16 protein-coding genes are annotated in these 14,811 nt (G+C 72.5%); 3 read left to right on the top strand and 13 right to left on the bottom strand.

The genetic code is table 11. The features are described 5' to 3' along the window. Positions 1 to 11: 11 nt before the first annotated feature. Positions 12 to 2,588 (bottom strand): ATP-dependent Clp protease ATP-binding subunit, encoded by a 2,577-nt coding sequence (locus AA0005_RS03260; protein WP_413451996.1) that lies wholly within the window; start codon positions 2,586 to 2,588, stop codon positions 12 to 14. Positions 2,589 to 2,756: 168 nt separating this feature from the next. On the opposite strand from AA0005_RS03260, the gene AA0005_RS03255 reads away from it, so the two are divergent. After that, on the top strand, positions 2,757 to 3,269 hold the full coding sequence (locus AA0005_RS03255; RefSeq protein WP_413451995.1) for an O-acetyl-ADP-ribose deacetylase: 513 nt from the start codon (positions 2,757 to 2,759) through the stop codon (positions 3,267 to 3,269). 17 nt (positions 3,270 to 3,286) lie between these two features. On the opposite strand, the gene dtd is transcribed toward AA0005_RS03255, so the two are convergent. From dtd to AA0005_RS03225, 6 genes are read right to left on the bottom strand one after another with little or no spacing between them, the layout of a single operon-like run. After that, positions 3,287 to 3,712, bottom strand: a complete 426-nt coding sequence (gene dtd / locus AA0005_RS03250; RefSeq protein ID WP_413451994.1) for a D-aminoacyl-tRNA deacylase — start codon at positions 3,710 to 3,712, stop codon at positions 3,287 to 3,289. Then, positions 3,709 to 4,035, bottom strand: coding sequence for a DUF2516 family protein (locus AA0005_RS03245; RefSeq protein ID WP_413451993.1), 327 nt, complete (start codon positions 4,033 to 4,035; stop codon positions 3,709 to 3,711). Before AA0005_RS03245 ends, dtd begins: the two co-directional genes overlap by 4 nt. A gap of 22 nt (positions 4,036 to 4,057) precedes the next feature. Next, entirely contained in the window at positions 4,058 to 5,173 is a 1,116-nt protein-coding gene (locus AA0005_RS03240; RefSeq protein WP_413451992.1) for an FUSC family protein, read from the bottom strand. A 4-nt stretch (positions 5,174 to 5,177) separates the two neighbouring features. Continuing rightward, positions 5,178 to 6,275, bottom strand: a complete 1,098-nt coding sequence (locus AA0005_RS03235) for a YgfZ/GcvT domain-containing protein (protein ID WP_413451991.1) — start codon at positions 6,273 to 6,275, stop codon at positions 5,178 to 5,180. Next, a complete protein-coding gene (locus AA0005_RS03230; RefSeq protein WP_413451990.1) occupies positions 6,272 to 6,874 on the bottom strand; it encodes an FABP family protein in 603 nt (200 codons plus the stop codon). Before AA0005_RS03230 ends, AA0005_RS03235 begins: the two co-directional genes overlap by 4 nt. Before the next feature lie 37 nt (positions 6,875 to 6,911). Continuing rightward, on the bottom strand, positions 6,912 to 7,634 hold the full coding sequence (locus AA0005_RS03225; RefSeq protein WP_413451989.1) for a hypothetical protein: 723 nt from the start codon (positions 7,632 to 7,634) through the stop codon (positions 6,912 to 6,914). A gap of 137 nt (positions 7,635 to 7,771) precedes the next feature. Here AA0005_RS03225 and AA0005_RS03220 point away from each other — a divergent pair, with 137 nt between their 5' ends. Together AA0005_RS03220 and AA0005_RS03215 are read left to right on the top strand one after the other, a co-directional pair. Then, on the top strand, positions 7,772 to 8,449 hold the full coding sequence (locus tag AA0005_RS03220) for a winged helix-turn-helix transcriptional regulator (protein ID WP_413451988.1): 678 nt from the start codon (positions 7,772 to 7,774) through the stop codon (positions 8,447 to 8,449). Positions 8,450 to 8,701: 252 nt separating this feature from the next. Continuing rightward, on the top strand, positions 8,702 to 9,133 hold the full coding sequence (locus AA0005_RS03215) for a septum formation family protein (RefSeq protein WP_413451987.1): 432 nt from the start codon (positions 8,702 to 8,704) through the stop codon (positions 9,131 to 9,133). Between the two features lie 65 nt (positions 9,134 to 9,198). On the opposite strand, the gene pstB is transcribed toward AA0005_RS03215, so the two are convergent. The 6 genes from pstB to AA0005_RS03185 form a co-directional block, all read right to left on the bottom strand. Beyond that, positions 9,199 to 9,978 carry a phosphate ABC transporter ATP-binding protein PstB gene (gene pstB, locus AA0005_RS03210; RefSeq protein ID WP_413451986.1) on the bottom strand — a complete coding sequence of 260 codons (780 nt, stop codon included), beginning with the start codon at positions 9,976 to 9,978 and terminating at the stop codon, positions 9,199 to 9,201. Between the two features lie 54 nt (positions 9,979 to 10,032). Further along, the gene (gene pstA, locus AA0005_RS03205) at positions 10,033 to 11,076 is read right to left on the bottom strand and encodes a phosphate ABC transporter permease PstA (RefSeq protein ID WP_413451985.1); all 1,044 of its coding nucleotides are present in this window, start codon (positions 11,074 to 11,076) and stop codon (positions 10,033 to 10,035) included. Next, positions 11,076 to 12,059 carry a phosphate ABC transporter permease subunit PstC gene (gene pstC / locus AA0005_RS03200; RefSeq protein ID WP_413451984.1) on the bottom strand — a complete coding sequence of 328 codons (984 nt, stop codon included), beginning with the start codon at positions 12,057 to 12,059 and terminating at the stop codon, positions 11,076 to 11,078. Before pstC ends, pstA begins: the two co-directional genes overlap by 1 nt. A gap of 84 nt (positions 12,060 to 12,143) precedes the next feature. Then, the gene (pstS, locus tag AA0005_RS03195) at positions 12,144 to 13,268 is read right to left on the bottom strand and encodes a phosphate ABC transporter substrate-binding protein PstS (RefSeq protein WP_413451983.1); all 1,125 of its coding nucleotides are present in this window, start codon (positions 13,266 to 13,268) and stop codon (positions 12,144 to 12,146) included. A gap of 280 nt (positions 13,269 to 13,548) precedes the next feature. After that, on the bottom strand, positions 13,549 to 14,280 hold the full coding sequence (locus AA0005_RS03190) for an anti-sigma factor (RefSeq protein WP_413451982.1): 732 nt from the start codon (positions 14,278 to 14,280) through the stop codon (positions 13,549 to 13,551). Next, complete coding sequence (locus AA0005_RS03185; protein WP_413451981.1) at positions 14,267 to 14,800, bottom strand: RNA polymerase sigma factor; 534 nt, start codon at positions 14,798 to 14,800, stop codon at positions 14,267 to 14,269. The genes AA0005_RS03190 and AA0005_RS03185 overlap by 14 nt, the downstream gene beginning before the upstream one ends. Positions 14,801 to 14,811: the final 11 nt, after the last annotated feature.

Raw genomic sequence — 14,811 nt, 5'->3', positions numbered from 1 at the left:
CCTTCGTGGGGTCAGGCTCCGGGCTGCAGCTGTCCGCCGCCACCCGCGCCGCCGCCCTGCGGGGCGGTCGGCATCTGCCGCTGCTCGACGGTCGTCGCACCGCCGACACCGACCGGCTCGGGCGCGGGGATCTCCCCCTCGTCCAGCCCGCGGAAGAGGAACTCCCCGAGGAGGCCCTCGCCGGCGGCGTCGACCTCGATGGTCTGGCCGGCGTGGATCTCGCCGTAGAGGATCTTCTCCGACAGGACGTCCTCGATCTCGCGCTGGATCGCGCGGCGCAGCGGCCGGGCGCCCAGGACGGGGTCGTAGCCCCGCTCGGCGAGGAGCAGCTTGGCCGCGTCGGTCAGCCGGATCGCCATGCCCTGGTTGCGCATGCGCTCGTCGAGCTGGGCGATCATGAGGTCGACGATCTGGACGATCTGCTCCTGCGTGAGCTGCGGGAAGACGATGGTGTCGTCCACGCGGTTGAGGAACTCGGGCCGGAAGTGCTGCTTGAGCTCCTCGTTGACCTTCGCCTTCATGCGCTCGTAGTCGTTGGACAGCTCGCCGCTCGCCTGGAAGCCGGTCTGCACGCCCTTGGCGATGTCCCGGGTCCCGAGGTTCGTCGTCATGATGATGATGGTGTTCTTGAAGTTCACCATCCGACCCTGGGCGTCGGTGAGGCGGCCGTCCTCGAGGATCTGCAGGAGCGAGTTGAAGATGTCCGCGTGGGCCTTCTCCACCTCGTCGAACAGGACGACGGAGAACGGACGGCGGCGCACCTTCTCGGTGAGCTGGCCACCCTCCTCGTACCCGACGTAGCCGGGGGGCGAGCCGAAGAGCCGCGAGACGGTGTGCTTCTCGGAGAACTCGCTCATGTCGAGCTGGATGAGGGCGTCCTCGTCACCGAAGAGGAACTCGGCGAGGGCCTTGGCCAGCTCGGTCTTCCCGACGCCGGTGGGGCCGGCGAAGATGAAGGAGCCACCGGGGCGCTTGGGGTCCTTGAGCCCGGCGCGGGTGCGGCGGATCGCCTGGGACAGCGCGGTGATCGCGGCCTCCTGGCCGATGATCCGCTTGTGGAGCTCCTCCTCCATGTGGAGCAGCTTGGAGGACTCGGCCTCGGTGAGCTTGAAGACCGGGATGCCGGTCGACATCGCCAGCACCTCGGCGATGAGGTCCTCGTCCACCTCGGCGACCGTGTCGAGGTCGCCGGACTTCCAGGCCTTCTCCCGCTCGACGCGGCGCGCGGAGAGCTGCTTCTCGTCGTCGCGCAGGGAGGCGGCCTTCTCGAAGTCCTGGTCGTCGATGGCCGACTCCTTCTCGCGGCGGACCTCGGAGATCTGCTCGTCGAGCTCGCGGAGCTCCGGCGGGGCCGTCATCCGGCGGATGCGCAGGCGCGCGCCCGCCTCGTCGATGAGGTCGATCGCCTTGTCCGGGAGGAAGCGGTCGGAGACGTAGCGGTCGGCGAGGGTCGCGGCGGCCACGAGCGCCTCGTCGTTGATCGAGACGCGGTGGTGGGCCTCGTAGCGGTCGCGCAGCCCCTTGAGGATCTCGATGGTGTGGGCGACGCTCGGCTCATCGACGAGGATCGGCTGGAAGCGGCGCTCGAGCGCGGCGTCCTTCTCGATGTGCTTGCGGTACTCGTCGAGCGTGGTGGCGCCGATGGTCTGGAGCTCACCACGGGCGAGCATCGGCTTGAGGATGCTCGCGGCGTCGATCGCGCCCTCGGCGGCGCCCGCCCCGACGAGCGTGTGGATCTCGTCGATGAACAGGACGATGTCGCCCCGGGTGCGGATCTCCTTGAGGACCTTCTTCAGGCGCTCCTCGAAGTCACCGCGGTAGCGGGAGCCGGCGACGAGGGAGCCGAGGTCGAGGGTGTAGAGCTGCTTGTCGCGCAGGGTCTCGGGCACGTCGCCGCGCACGATGGCCTGGGCCAGCCCCTCGACGACGGCGGTCTTGCCGACGCCGGGCTCACCGATGAGGACGGGGTTGTTCTTCGTGCGGCGCGAGAGCACCTGCATGACCCGCTCGATCGGCTGCTCGCGCCCGATGACCGGGTCGAGCTTGCCCTCGCGGGCGGCCTGGGTGAGGTTGCGGCCGAACTGGTCGAGCACGGCGGAGCCGGAGGGCTGGCCCTCGGCGGGGCCGCCGGCCGCGACGGCCTCCTTGCCCTGGTAGCCGGACAGCAGCTGGATGACCTGCTGGCGCACGCGGTTGAGGTCGGCGCCCAGCTTGTTGAGGACCTGCGCCGCCACGCCCTCGCCCTCGCGGATGAGGCCGAGGAGGATGTGCTCGGTGCCGATGTAGTTGTGGCCCAGCTGGAGCGCCTCGCGCAGCGAGAGCTCGAGGACCTTCTTGGCACGGGGCGTGAAAGGGATGTGGCCGCCGGGGGCCTGCTGGCCCTCACCGATGATCTCGGTGACCTGCTGACGCACACCCTCGAGGGAGATGTCGAGCGACTCCAGCGCCTTGGCCGCGACACCCTCGCCCTCGTGGATGAGGCCGAGCAGGATGTGCTCGGTCCCGATGTAGTTGTGGTTGAGCATCCGTGCCTCTTCCTGGGCAAGGACGATCACCCGACGGGCTCGGTCGGTAAATCTCTCGAACATCAGGGCTCCTTCGAGGCGGCGTGGCCGGGTGATCCCAGCCGGGCAGCGTTCATCGATGCTAACGGCGGGCCTCGCGCGAACCTGCCCGTGTTCGCCAGGGGCGTGACTCCATGGTCCTCCTCCACAGGCGCCCGCGCCCGCGGGCCTCGCTGCGGCACCATGGCTGCCATGCGAATCGAGGCCGTGCAGGGCGACATCACCACCCAGGACGTCGACGCCGTCGTCAACGCCGCCAACTCCTCGCTGCTGGGCGGCGGCGGGGTGGACGGGGCCATCCACCGGGCCGCCGGGCCGCGGCTGCTCGAGGAGTGCATGGAGCTGCGGCGCACCGAGCTCCCCGACGGCCTCCTGGTCGGGAAGGCGGTGCCGACCGCCGGCTACGACCTGCCGGCGCGGTGGGTGATCCACACGGTGGGGCCCAACCGGAACCGCGGCGAGACCGACCCCGCGCTGCTCGCCGCGTGCTTCACCAGCTCCCTCGACGTCGCCGACGCCGTCGCGGCCCGCACCGTCGCCTTCCCGGCCGTCAGCGCCGGGGCCTACGGCTGGGACGCGGCGGAGGTCGCGCGCGTGGCGGTCGCCGCCGTCCGCGGCTGGTCCGGTGACGTCGAGCTGGTCCGCTTCGTCCTCGCAGGCGACGACGTGCTGGCCGCCTTCACCGCGGCCCTCGAGCAGCCCTGACGGGGGCCCGGCGCCTGTCAGACGTCGAGGACGATGGTCACCGGGCCGTCGTTGACCAGGGACACGCGCATGTCTGCGCCGAAGCGGCCGGTCTCGACGTGGACGCCCCGCTCGCGCAGCGCGGCGACGACGGCGTCGACCACCGGCTCGGCGACGTCGGCCGGGGCGGCGGCGTTCCACGAGGGTCGGCGGCCCTTGCGAACGTCGGCGTGGAGGGTGAACTGGGAGATGACGAGGACGGGAGCGCCGTCGTCGAGGACGGAGCGCTCGTCGCGCAGGATCCGCAGCTCGGCGATCTTGCGCGCGGTGCGCTCGACCTGGTCGGCGCCGTCGTCGTGCGTGACGCCGACGAGCGCGACCAGACCCGGCCCGGTGAAGCCGCCGACCTGCTCGCCGTCGACGTGGACGGCGGCCCCGTCGACGCGCTGGAGGACGGTCCTCACCAACCGCCCCCGCCACGGCGGCCGCGGCCGTAGCCGCTCACCGCGGGCTTGACGTCGGTCAGGTAGATCGCCGCGGGGATGACGAGGATGATCGAGAGGAAGCCGCTGAGCAGCCCGATCCCGATCGGCGGCGGGATGGCGACGAAGCCGAGGGCGACGTTGACGACGAGCAGGATCAGCCAGAAGTTCTTCGTGCGCTTGCCCGCGTAGCTGAAGGCCTGGGCGGGCTGGCGCAGGCAGTGCACCAGCGCCCACACCTCCACGCCGAAGGCCGCCAGGGCGAGCGCGAGGAAGATGTAGATCTGGAGGGCGCCGATGAACACCCGCCGAGTCTAGCCACCCGGCCTACCGGGCGAGCAGGTGGCTTGCCTCGGCGGCGCTGAGCCCGGAGGCCTGGAGCAGGTCGCTGGTCAGCGAGCGCATGAGGATGACGAGGGTCTGCAGGTGCCAGCCGGGGTCCTCGACGTCCTCGGGGTCGAGCTCTCCGGTGACGAGGGTGAGCACCTGCGCGGCGTCCGCGGTGCTCCGGCCGGTGCCGAGCGCCTCGCCCAGCCGGGAGGCGCCGACGGCGAGGCCGTCGAAGGCCTCGCTCACCCGCTCGTCCTGGGCACCCTGCTCGACGGCGGTGAGCCCGCGGCGGGCGATGACGCGGGCGTTGCGCATCGCGCGGTCGGCGAGGGTGCTGGCCCTGCGCAGGCGCGCCAGCTCGGGCAGGTAGCGGCGGGCCGCCGGGGAGATGCGCGCCGACTGCTCGGCGTTGCGGACCACCGACGCCCAGTCGTCCAGGGTCCCCTGCGTGCTGCGCCCCAGGGCCAGGGCGTCGCGCATCCGCTCCGCGTCCCCGTCGCGCAGGCCCTTGCCGAGGGTGCTGAGCATCTGCGAGAGGTCGGCGAGGCTGGCGGCGGCGAGCTGCCGTGCCCGGCGGCGGGCGTCCTGCGGGGTGAGGATCGCGACGAGCAGGGCGAAGGAGCCGCCGACGAGTGCGTCGGTCCACCGGCCCGTCGGGCCGTCGATGGCGGCGACGGGCAGGGCGACGATGACGATGCCCTGCACGCCGGCCTGGATGGTGAGCATCGGGCCGCGGTCGACGAAGCGGGCGAGCAGGGCCCCGACGACGATGACGAGCATGATCTGCAGGACGCCGGTGTTGAAGACGTAGGCGACGAGCTCCCCCAGGGCCACGCCCAGCGCCACGCCGAGCGCCAGCTCGGCGACCTTGCGCACCTCGCGGTCGGCGCTGAAGCCGAGGCACACCCAGGTGGCGACGGGCGCGAAGAAGGGCTGGGCGTGCCCGAGCCCGTAGTAGGCCACCGCCCACGAGAGCCCGGCGGCGACCGCGGCGACGACCACGGGCAGCGCGGCGGCCCGCACCCGCCGCCGTCCGCCGCGCAGCCGCTGCCGCACGAGGACGAGCAGGCGGCGCAGGTCGACGCGGTCCTCCCGCCCCCCGGCCTCGGTCATGGGCTCAGGCGCGGGGGCGCCGGCGCAGCTCCTGGCCCGGCCGCTCGGCCGGGCGCCCGACCGCCTCGCCGGACACGGGCACGACGATCTCCTGCGCCGCGGCGATGCCGTCGACGACGAGCTGCGCGTCGGCAGGCAGGGAGCGCTTGACCAGCGCGAGGGCGACGGGACCGAGCTCGGCGTGCCGCACGACGGTCGTCACGTGGCCCACCTCCTTCTCCCCGTGCAGCACGGTCGCGCCGGGCTCGGGCGTGAGGTGCTCGGAGCCGTCGAGGTGGAGCATGACCAGACGCCGCGGCGGCCGGCCGAGGTTGAAGACGCGCGCCACCGTCTCCTGGCCGCGGTAGCAGCCCTTGTCGAGGTGGACACCCGTGCGAAGCCAGTCGAGCTCGTGCGGGATGGCACGCTCGTCGACCTCCCGGCCCAGGCGCGGGCGCCAGGCCTCCACGCGCAGCGCCTCCCACGCCCACGTGCCGGCCAGCCGCAGCCCCGTCGCGTCGACGACGTCGCCCAGGCGGGCGCGGTCGACGAGACCGAGCGAGCGGTGCAGGTCGCGGCCGGGGTGCTCGTCGTCGGGCGGGCCGTAGCTCGTGCCCCCGGGGGCGGTCCGCGGCCACGGGTCGTGCCAGGTGAGCACGTGGCCAGCAGCCGCCGCGACCGCCTGCCACGCATCCCCGTACGTGCCGACGACGGCGGTGTGCCCGGTGACGTCGGCGACCTCCACCCGCAGCATGAAGCGCATCCGCTCGAGGAACTCGACGAGGCCGGCCACGTGGCCGGCCTCGGTGACGAGCCAGGCGCGCTCGCCGTCGTCGGCCACGGCTGCTGCGTGCTCGATGCGGCCGTTGGGGTCGAGGAGGAGCAGCTCGCCGGACTGGCCGGGGGCGAGGTCGAGCAGCAGCTGGGTGCTCAGGGTGTTGAGCCAGCTCAGGCGGTCCGGGCCGGTGACGGTGACGACGCCGAGCTGGGAGAGGTCGACGACGCCCTGCCCGCGCTCGAGGGCGCGCTGCTCCTGGGCGGGGTGCCCGTAGTGGAGCGCGACGCCGGCGTCCGGGCCGCCGCCCGCGACGGCGCCGGGGCGGGAGAGGAGGGGGCTGGTCATGACGCCACCTGCCGGCTCAGCCGCCCGGAGGCGTAGGACTGCAGCTCGTGGCCGAAGGCGGCGAGCTCCTCGACCCACAGCAGCTCACCCTGGACGAGCCCGTACATGCGGCTGCTGGCGGTGACGTTCGAGGCGCTGGCGGTGCGCACGACGGCGTCGCTCACCATGTCGATGCGTGCGCTGCGCACGGCCCCGACGTAGACGACGACGTGGCCGGTGGGCTGCGCGACGAGGACCTCGAGGTCCGTGCGCCGCTCGGCGGCCTTCTCCCCGTTGCCCGACTGCTCAGCGGCGGCGGGGGCGGCGCGCCAGTAGGCCGTCTCGGTCGCCCAGACCTCGGCCTTGGCGAGCAGGTCCGCGCCGGCGGCGCCGGGCGTCTCCTGCGGGACCGAGGAGGAGTGCTCGAGGTCCACGGCCCACAGGGTGCTCGTGCACCGCAGGTAGGGACCGCCGTCGTGGTCGAAGGTCATCTCGTGGACGAGGGGCTGCTCGGGGATGCCCGGGTAGGCCATGACGCCGTAGCCGCGCCAGGATCCGACGAGCCAGGCGAGCGGGTAGACCTCCGGGGCCAGGCCCTCGGGCAGGGTGAAGGTGGCCATGGACCCGATGCTACGCGGTCGTCGGCAGGGGGCTCGGTCAGGCCAGCAGCACGCTGCCGAGCATGAAGGTGGGCGCGCCGGCGAGCATCGGCGGCAGCGCGGCCGCGGCGAGGGCGGGCAGCGGCCGCTCGGAGGCGGGGAAGCGGCCGAGGACGACGTGGACGGCCGAGGTGAGGATCCCGGCGACGAGGCCGGTCACCCCGCCGACGACGGGCCCCACCGCGGGCAGCAGCGAGCCCGCCAGCAGCCCGGCGCCACCGGCGACGACGGTGGCGAGGCTCGCGCCCAGCTGCGGACGCACCTGGATCGCGGTGCAGGCGGCACCGGCGGCCAGCGCGGCCGCGGCGGTGACGACGACGGCGGCAGCGGCACGGCTGTCGCCCAACGCCGGCCACATCGCGGCGGAGCCGGCGACGACGCAGCCGGTCACCGTGCCGGCGACGGACTCGACGAGCCGGGGACGTCCGTCACGGCGCAGCATCTCCTGGACGAAGCTGCCGGCCACGGCGAGCCCGAGCACGACCGCGACCCCGTTGACGGAGCCGGTGACGGCGACGACCGCGAGCGCCGCCAGCCCGCTCAGCGCGATGACGATCCCCGGCCCGGTGGTCACGGGCAGGGCCACGAGCCGCGGCCAGCCGCCGGCGACGAGCAGGATCGCCAGCGCGGCGACGACGACGAGCGGCCAGTACGTCATGGCGCTCAGCGCGAGCACGGCGGCGAGGACGGCCGTGACCACCCCGCGCGTGGAGCTGCCCATCACGACGCCGCCCCGACGACGGCGAGGCGCAGTGGAGGGAGAGGCAGGGCAGGCACCCCCCGAGTCTGGCAGATCGAACGGTGACCTCGGAGACACCCCGGTTCCCACTAGTGTGTCCCCGACCAGGAAGGGGTGCGATGGCCACTCTTGTCGTCCTCACCCGTGAGCCGACCGGCGCGGCCGCTGTGCTGCCCTCGCTCGCCCTCCTCGACCACCGCGTCGCCACCGCGCCGCTCGCCGCGGACTCGCTGGTCGACACGCCGGACGCCGACGTCCTCGTCGTCGACGGCCGTCAGGAGCTGGCCGCCGCCCGCTCCGTGTGCCAGCTGGCCCGCAGCACCGGGCTGGCGCTGCCGCTGCTGCTCGTCCTCACCGAGGGCGGCCTCACCGCCGTCACTCCGGCGTGGGGCTGCAGCGACATCGTCCTGGCCACGGCCGGCCCGGCCGAGGTCGAGGCGCGCCTGCGCCTCCTCGGCGGAGCGGCCCAGGCGGCGCAGCCGGCCGAGGACGTCCTCGAGGCCGGTGAGCTCGTCATCGATACCGCGGCCTACTCCGCCCGCGTCCGCGGTCAGGCCCTCAACCTCACGTACAAGGAGTTCGAGCTGCTGCGCCACCTCGCCCAGCACCCGGGCCGGGTCTTCACCCGCGCCCAGCTGCTCGACGAGGTGTGGGGCTACGACTACTACGGCGGCACCCGCACCGTGGACGTCCACGTGCGGCGCCTGCGGGCCAAGCTCGGCGCGGAGCACGACCAGCTCATCGGGACCGTCCGCAACGTCGGCTACCGCTTCGTCGTGCGGCCGACCGCCGACTGACAGGACGCGCCCGGGCCCCTGCCCTACGATTGGTGGCAGACGTCGGGTCGTGAATGCCCCGGGCTCCAACACAAGCCGCCACGAGCGGCCTTCGCGCCGACTGGCGCTTCTCGGCCCGGCGTCGCCTACCTCCTGGACGGGTGCGGGCCCCCCTCCGCCGCTTCGCTAGGGTGTCCCCGGACTTCCCGGCCATCCCCCGGCCGCGGGTCCTCCACACCCCTTCCCTCTTCGTCTACCCGGAGGTAGAGAAACATGTCCCTGCGCCGTCCCGTCATCGCCGTCGCGGCTGCTCTCACGCTGCTCGGCACGGCCGGGTGCACGATGAACTCCGTCCTCGACCTCGAGGTCGGCGACTGCGTCAACCTCGACGACCTCCAGGGGGACGAGGTCAGCACGGTGAAGGCGCTCGACTGCTCCGAGGAGCACGACGGCGAGATCTTCGGCGAGCACGTCTTCTCCGGTGACGAGTACCCGGGTGAGGCCACGGTCCAGGAGGAGTCCGACGCGGCCTGCACCGAGCAGTTCGAGGAGTTCATGGGTCTGCCCTACCTCGAGTCCGAGCTGTACTTCGTCTCGCTCTACCCCTCCGAGGAGAGCTGGGACAAGGCCGACGACCGCACCAGCCTGTGCATCGTCCAGGCCCCGGAGACGATGACGGAGTCCCTCGAGGGCGCCAAGATCTGACGTCCCTCCAGGCGCGAGGACGCCCCCGGGAGCCCAGGCTCCCGGGGGCGTCGTCGTCCCGCGGCTCAGCCGAAGCGGCCGGAGATGTAGTCCTCGGTCGCCTTGTTCTTCGGGGCGGCGAACATCTGCTCGGTCGCGTCCATCTCGATGAGACGGCCGGGCTTGCCGGTGCCGGCGATGTTGAAGAAGCCCGTGGTGTCGGAGACACGGGCCGCCTGCTGCATGTTGTGGGTGACGATGACGATCGTGTACTCCGACTTGAGCTCGGAGATGAGGTCCTCGATGGCGAGGGTGGAGATCGGGTCGAGCGCCGAGCAGGGCTCGTCCATGAGGAGCACCTGCGGCTGCACCGCGATGGCGCGGGCGATGCACAGGCGCTGCTGCTGGCCACCGGAGATCGAGGAGCCGGGTCGGTCGAGGCGGTCCTTGACCTCCTCCCACAGGTTCGCGCCGCGCAGTGCCCGCTCGACGAGGTCCGCGGCGTCGGACTTGGCGATCCGGCGGTTGTTGAGCCGCACGCCGGCGAGGACGTTGTCGGCGATCGACATCGTCGGGAAGGGGTTGGGCCGCTGGAAGACCATGCCGACCTGACGGCGGACCTCGACCGGGTCGACGTCGTCGCCGTAGAGGTCCTGGCCGTCCATGAGCGCCTGGCCCTCGACGCGCGCACCGGGGATGACCTCGTGCATGCGGTTGAGGGTGCGCAGGAACGTCGACTTGCCGCAGCCCGAGGGGCCGATGAGCGCGGTCACCGAGCGCGGCTCGATGACCATGTTGACGTCCTGGACGGCGAGGAAGTCCCCGTAGAAGACGTTGAGGCCCTTGACGTCGATGCGCTTAGACATGGGTGGTGGTCCTTGAGGGTCGTGCGGGCAGGAGGGTCTGGCGCGGGTCGCGCATCAGCGCACTCCCTTGGGCGAGAAGTACCTGCTCACCAGGCGCGCGGCGAGGTTGAGCAGCATGACGATGAGGATGAGGGTGAGGGCACCGGCCCAGGCGCGGTACTCGCTCGCCCCGCCCTGCGCGTACTGGCGGAAGACGTAGACCGGCAGCGTGGCGATGCGGCCGTCGAAGGCGTCGTAGTTGACGGCGTTGGTGATGCCGACGGTGATGAGCAGCGGGGCCGTCTCACCGATGACTCGCGCGATGGCGATCATGACGCCGGTCGTGATGCCGGCGATCGCGGTGCGCAGTACGACCTTGACGATCGTCAGCCACTTCGGCACACCGAGCGCGTAGGCGGCCTCGCGCAGCTCGTTCGGCACCAGGCGCAGCATCTCCTCCACCGAGCGCACGACGACGGGCGTCATGAGGACGGCGAGGGCGATGCCACCGATGAGGGCCGACTTGTACGCCGGGCCGAAGAGGACGAGGAAGACGGTGAAGGCGAAGAGGCCCGCGACGATCGAGGGGATACCGGTCATGACGTCGACGAGGATCGTGATGGCCCGCTTGACGCGGCCCCCGCCGTACTCGACGAGGTAGATCGCGGTGAAGATGCCGAGCGGGATCGAGATGAGCGCGGCGATGCCCGTGACGTACAGGGTGCCGATGATCGCGTGGTACGCCCCGCCCTCGGTCATCTGCCCGAAGACCCCGACCATGTCGGTCGTGAGGAACTCCCAGCTGAAGGCCCGCACGCCGCCGCTCACGACCGTCCACACGAGGGAGACGAGCGGCACCATGGCGAGGACGAAGGCGAGGGTGACGAGCGTCGTCGCCAGGCGGTCCTTGGCCCACCGTGCCCCCTCGACCTGCCAGGAGACGGCGACGACGGCGACGACGTGGATGATCGCGCCGAGGAAGGCGACCCCCGCGACGGTCGGGGTACCCCCGATCCCGAGGATCGCGGCGGCGACGGCGAGGGAGACGGCGAGGACGGCCCACGGTGCCCACGCGGGCAGCCGGCGCGTCTGGTGCAGGGCGACGGTCGACGTCGTCATCAGTTGGCTCCAGAGAACTCGGCGCGGCGCGCGATGACCCACCGCGCGAGGAGGTTCACGCCGAAGGTGAGGACGAAGAGGATGAGGCCGGTGGCGATGAGGACGTCCACGCCGGTCCCGGAGGCCTCGGGGAACTGGCTGGCGATGTTCGCGGCGATCGACTGGTGCTGGCCGGGCTGCAGCAGGTTGAAGTTGATGAGGAACCCGGGCGAGAGCACCATGAGCACCGCCATCGTCTCACCGAGCGCGCGGCCCATGCCGAGCATGGCCGCCGAGATGATGCCCGAGCGCCCGAAGGGCAGCACGGCCTGGCGGACCATCTCCCAGCGGGTGGCGCCCAGCGCGAGGGAGGCCTCCTCGTGCAGACGGGGGGTCTGCAGGAAGACCTCGCGGATCGTCGCGGTGATGATCGGCAGGACCATGACGGCGAGGACGAGCCCGGCGGTGAGGATGTTGCGGGCCGGCGCCTGGTAGTCCGCGAAGAGCGGAATCCAGCCGAGGTTCTCCGACAGCCAGGCGAAGAGCGGGTCGATGACCGGCTGCAGCCACTGGATGCCCCACAGGCCGAAGATCACCGAGGGGATCGCGGCGAGGAGGTCGACGAGGTAGCCCAGCCCCTGCGCGAGGCGGCGGGGGGCGTAGTGGGAGATGAACAGGGCGATCCCGATGCTCAGCGGCACCGCGACGGCCAGGGCGATGACCGAGGAGAGGACCGTGCCGAACAGGAGCGGCGCGACGTACTCCCACAGGTTGCGGCCCTGCATGAACCCGACCTCGGCGAGCTCGTCGCGGGAGGCGACGAGGGCCGGCCAGGCACGCACGAAGAGGAAGATCGCGACGGCGGCGAGGATGACGAGAATCACCAGGCCGGCGCCGGTCGAGATGCCGGCGAAGAGCCGGTTGCCCAGCTTGCCGGGGGTGCGCCCGGCGCGGAGTGCGGGGGCGGAGCCAGGCGGTGTCTGGGGCGGTGCGGCGGTTGCCACGTGTCCTCCGAGAATCGGACGGCGTGCGGACGTGCGTCGGGCGGGTCGGTGTCAGGACACCGACCCGCCCGTCAGGTTAGCCGGTCAGCCGGCAACCGTGATCTGCTCGAGGGCGGCGGTGACCCGCTCGCGCAGGTCCTCCGAGATCGGCGCGGAGCCGGCGACGTCGGGCTGGGCGGCCCGGTCCTGTCCCTCGGCGCTGGCGACGTACTCGAGGTAGGCCTTGACGTTTGCCGCGTCGGCCTCGGTCTCGTAGGTCGAGCAGGCGATCGAGTAGGAGACGAGGACGATCGGGTAGGTGCCGGACTCGGTCGTGTCACGGGCCAGGTCGATCGTCAGGCGCAGGTCGGTCGCGTCCTCGGCCGCCGGGGAGGCGTCGATGACGGCGGCGGCGGCCTCCGGGGAGAAGGGCACGTACTCGTCGCCCACCCCGACCGCGACGGTGCCGAGGTCCTCGGCGCGGGAGGCGTCGGCGTAGCCGATGGCGCCCTCGGCGGCCTGGACGGTGTCGATCATGCCGGAGGTCTGGGCGCCGGACTGCGTGCCGGCGATCGGCCAGGTCTCCACCGCGCCGTGCGTCCACACGTCGGGGGCGACGGCGTCGAGGTACTCGGTGAAGTTCTCCGTGGTGCCGGAGTCGTCGGAGCGGTTGACCGGGATGATGTCGAGGTCGGGCAGCTCGACGTCCGGGTTGGCGGCGGCGATCGCGGGGTCGTCCCAGCTCGTGATCTCGCCCATGAAGATGCCGGCGATGGTCTCGGGGTCGAGGTTGAGGTGCTCGGCCTCGACGTCGGGGAGGTTGTAGACGATCGCGATGGGGCTGATGTACAGCGGCATCTCGATGACCTCGCCGCCGTAGCAGCGGTCGACACCCGCGGCGAGCTCCTCCTCGTCCATGGCGGCGTCCGAGCCGGCGAAGAGGACCGTGCCGTTGAGGAACTGCTCGCGGCCGGTGCCGGAGCCGGTGGGGTCGTAGGTGACGTTGACGTCGGGGTGCTGCTCCATGAAACCGGCGATCCAGCCCTGGACGGCGGCCTCCTGGGAGCTCGCGCCGGACCCGGCGATCTCGCCGGAGAGCTCGGCGTCCGTGGAGGAGGAGCCGGTGGAGGCGTCGGAGCTGTCGTTACCGCAGGCCGCGAGGGTGAGCGCCGCGGCACTCAGGGCGGCGATCCCCGCCAGGCGGCGGCTACCTGCAAGCTTCACGTTCATTCCATCCTGTCGGTCGGAGGGCCCGGGAGTCCCGGTGTCCGCCGCTGACGGTAGGAAGTGCAGGTGTCCGCCCGGCAGGCGGTGGGTGAACGCCGGGTGAACAGCCGATGTGGATTTCATCACGCCCGCCCCACCCCCGCGCCGACAGCTGGATTCTCCGCGCCAGGTCGGCCCTCTCGGGGAGGAGAGCCGCGGTTCTCACCGCGGAGAAGTCGACTGTCGGCGGTAAGTGCACTCTCGGCGGTAAGTGTGCTGTCGGCGGTGGGGAGGGAAGCGGGGGTCAGGTGGTGAGGCGGCCGCGGACGATGCTGTCGCCGCTGTGGGCGGGATCGCCGTCGAGCGGCTCGCGGGAGATGTCGACGAGGACGAGCTCCTCGAGGTCGATCGCCTCCGGCAGGTCGAAGGTGCCCTCCGAGCCGGCGAGCAGTCCGACGCTGACGAGCTGCTGCACGTCCTCGTCCAGCAGCCACACCTCGCGCAGGCCCTCGGTGACCTCGCCGGTGACCTCGACGTGGAGCACCAGGCGCCCGTCGGCCTCCTCGACGCGCGCCGAGCCGGTCTCCTCCCACCCGGGCAGCGGGTCGAGCGCGGCCTGCGCGACGACGGGCACGGAGTCGTCCTCGGGCAGGTTCGTGACGACGAGCGTGCCGACGACGCCGGCGGCGACACCCGCCGCCAGCCACGCCCCTCGGGCGAGACGCCCACGGGGCCGCTCGCGCCGGCCGGCGGGACGGGTGGAGCCGGCCCGACGGCGGGAGGCCGAGGCCGACGGCACGGCCGCGGGCGCCGCGTCCGCCGTCGTGCTCCCGATCTCCTGCGCGATGCGGTCCCACACGTGCGCGGGCGGCGCCTCGAGCGGCCCCCCGGCGCGCCCGGCGGCGACGACGGCGGTGAGCGAGGCGAGCTCCTCGCGGCACTGGGCGCACTCGCGCAGGTGCGCGGCGGCACTCGTGTCGGGCTCCTGCTCCCCGAGGGCGACGAGGCTGAGGGTGTCGTCGTCAACGTGACGCATGGCTTCCCTCCATCCTCGTGCGCAGCCGGCGCAGTCCGCGGGTGATGTGCGACTTCACGGTGCCGAGCGGCAGGTCCATTCTCTCCGCGATCTCGCTGTGGGTCAGACGCTCGAAGAAGGCGAGCTCGAGGACGTCCTGCTGCGGCGGTCCCAGCTCGACGAGCGCCTGGGCGACGACGACCTGGTCGACGATCTCCTCGGTGCGGTCGGGCCCCGCGGAGTCCTCCAGCTCCCCGAGGTCGCCGCGGTCCCGGGCCCGGCGGCGCAGCGCGTCGGCGACGGCGTTGCGGGTGATGCCGGCGAGCCAGGCCCCGATGGGGGCGCGGTCCGGGTCGAAGCGGGAGCGCGAGCGCCAGGCGCTGACGAAGACCTGCTGGGTGACGTCCTCGGCGTCCGCGGTGTTCCGCAGCGTCCGCAGGGCGATGCTGTAGACCATCGAGGAGTACTCCTCGTAGACCAGGCGCACGGAGTCGGCGGTGCCGTCGCGGAAGCGCGCGCCGAGCACCTCGGGGTCCGTCATCGTCACCTCTG

The sequence above is a fragment of the Georgenia phoenicis genome, from assembly GCF_047302425.1.
Lineage (GTDB): Bacteria > Actinomycetota > Actinomycetes > Actinomycetales > Actinomycetaceae > Oceanitalea.
This window is presented reverse-complemented; position numbering and strand designations above follow the sequence as displayed.

Bases quoted from the DNA above. Each gene is read 5' to 3' on its own strand.
- AA0005_RS03220 (WP_413451988.1), top strand. From the start codon at position 7,772: ATGGCCACTCTTGTCGTCCTCACCCGTGAGCCGACCGGCGCGGCCGCT.
- pstB (WP_413451986.1), bottom strand. From the start codon at position 9,978: ATGTCTAAGCGCATCGACGTCAAGGGCCTCAACGTCTTCTACGGGGAC.
- pstA (WP_413451985.1), bottom strand. From the start codon at position 11,076: ATGACGACGTCGACCGTCGCCCTGCACCAGACGCGCCGGCTGCCCGCG.
- AA0005_RS03225 (WP_413451989.1), bottom strand. From the start codon at position 7,634: ATGGGCAGCTCCACGCGCGGGGTGGTCACGGCCGTCCTCGCCGCCGTG.
- AA0005_RS03260 (WP_413451996.1), bottom strand. From the start codon at position 2,588: ATGTTCGAGAGATTTACCGACCGAGCCCGTCGGGTGATCGTCCTTGCC.
- AA0005_RS03185 (WP_413451981.1), bottom strand. From the start codon at position 14,800: ATGACGGACCCCGAGGTGCTCGGCGCGCGCTTCCGCGACGGCACCGCC.
- AA0005_RS03235 (WP_413451991.1), bottom strand. From the start codon at position 6,275: ATGACCAGCCCCCTCCTCTCCCGCCCCGGCGCCGTCGCGGGCGGCGGC.
- AA0005_RS03240 (WP_413451992.1), bottom strand. From the start codon at position 5,173: ATGACCGAGGCCGGGGGGCGGGAGGACCGCGTCGACCTGCGCCGCCTG.
- AA0005_RS03215 (WP_413451987.1), top strand. From the start codon at position 8,702: ATGTCCCTGCGCCGTCCCGTCATCGCCGTCGCGGCTGCTCTCACGCTG.
- pstS (WP_413451983.1), bottom strand. From the start codon at position 13,268: ATGAACGTGAAGCTTGCAGGTAGCCGCCGCCTGGCGGGGATCGCCGCC.
- AA0005_RS03255 (WP_413451995.1), top strand. From the start codon at position 2,757: ATGCGAATCGAGGCCGTGCAGGGCGACATCACCACCCAGGACGTCGAC.
- AA0005_RS03190 (WP_413451982.1), bottom strand. From the start codon at position 14,280: ATGCGTCACGTTGACGACGACACCCTCAGCCTCGTCGCCCTCGGGGAG.
- AA0005_RS03230 (WP_413451990.1), bottom strand. From the start codon at position 6,874: ATGGCCACCTTCACCCTGCCCGAGGGCCTGGCCCCGGAGGTCTACCCG.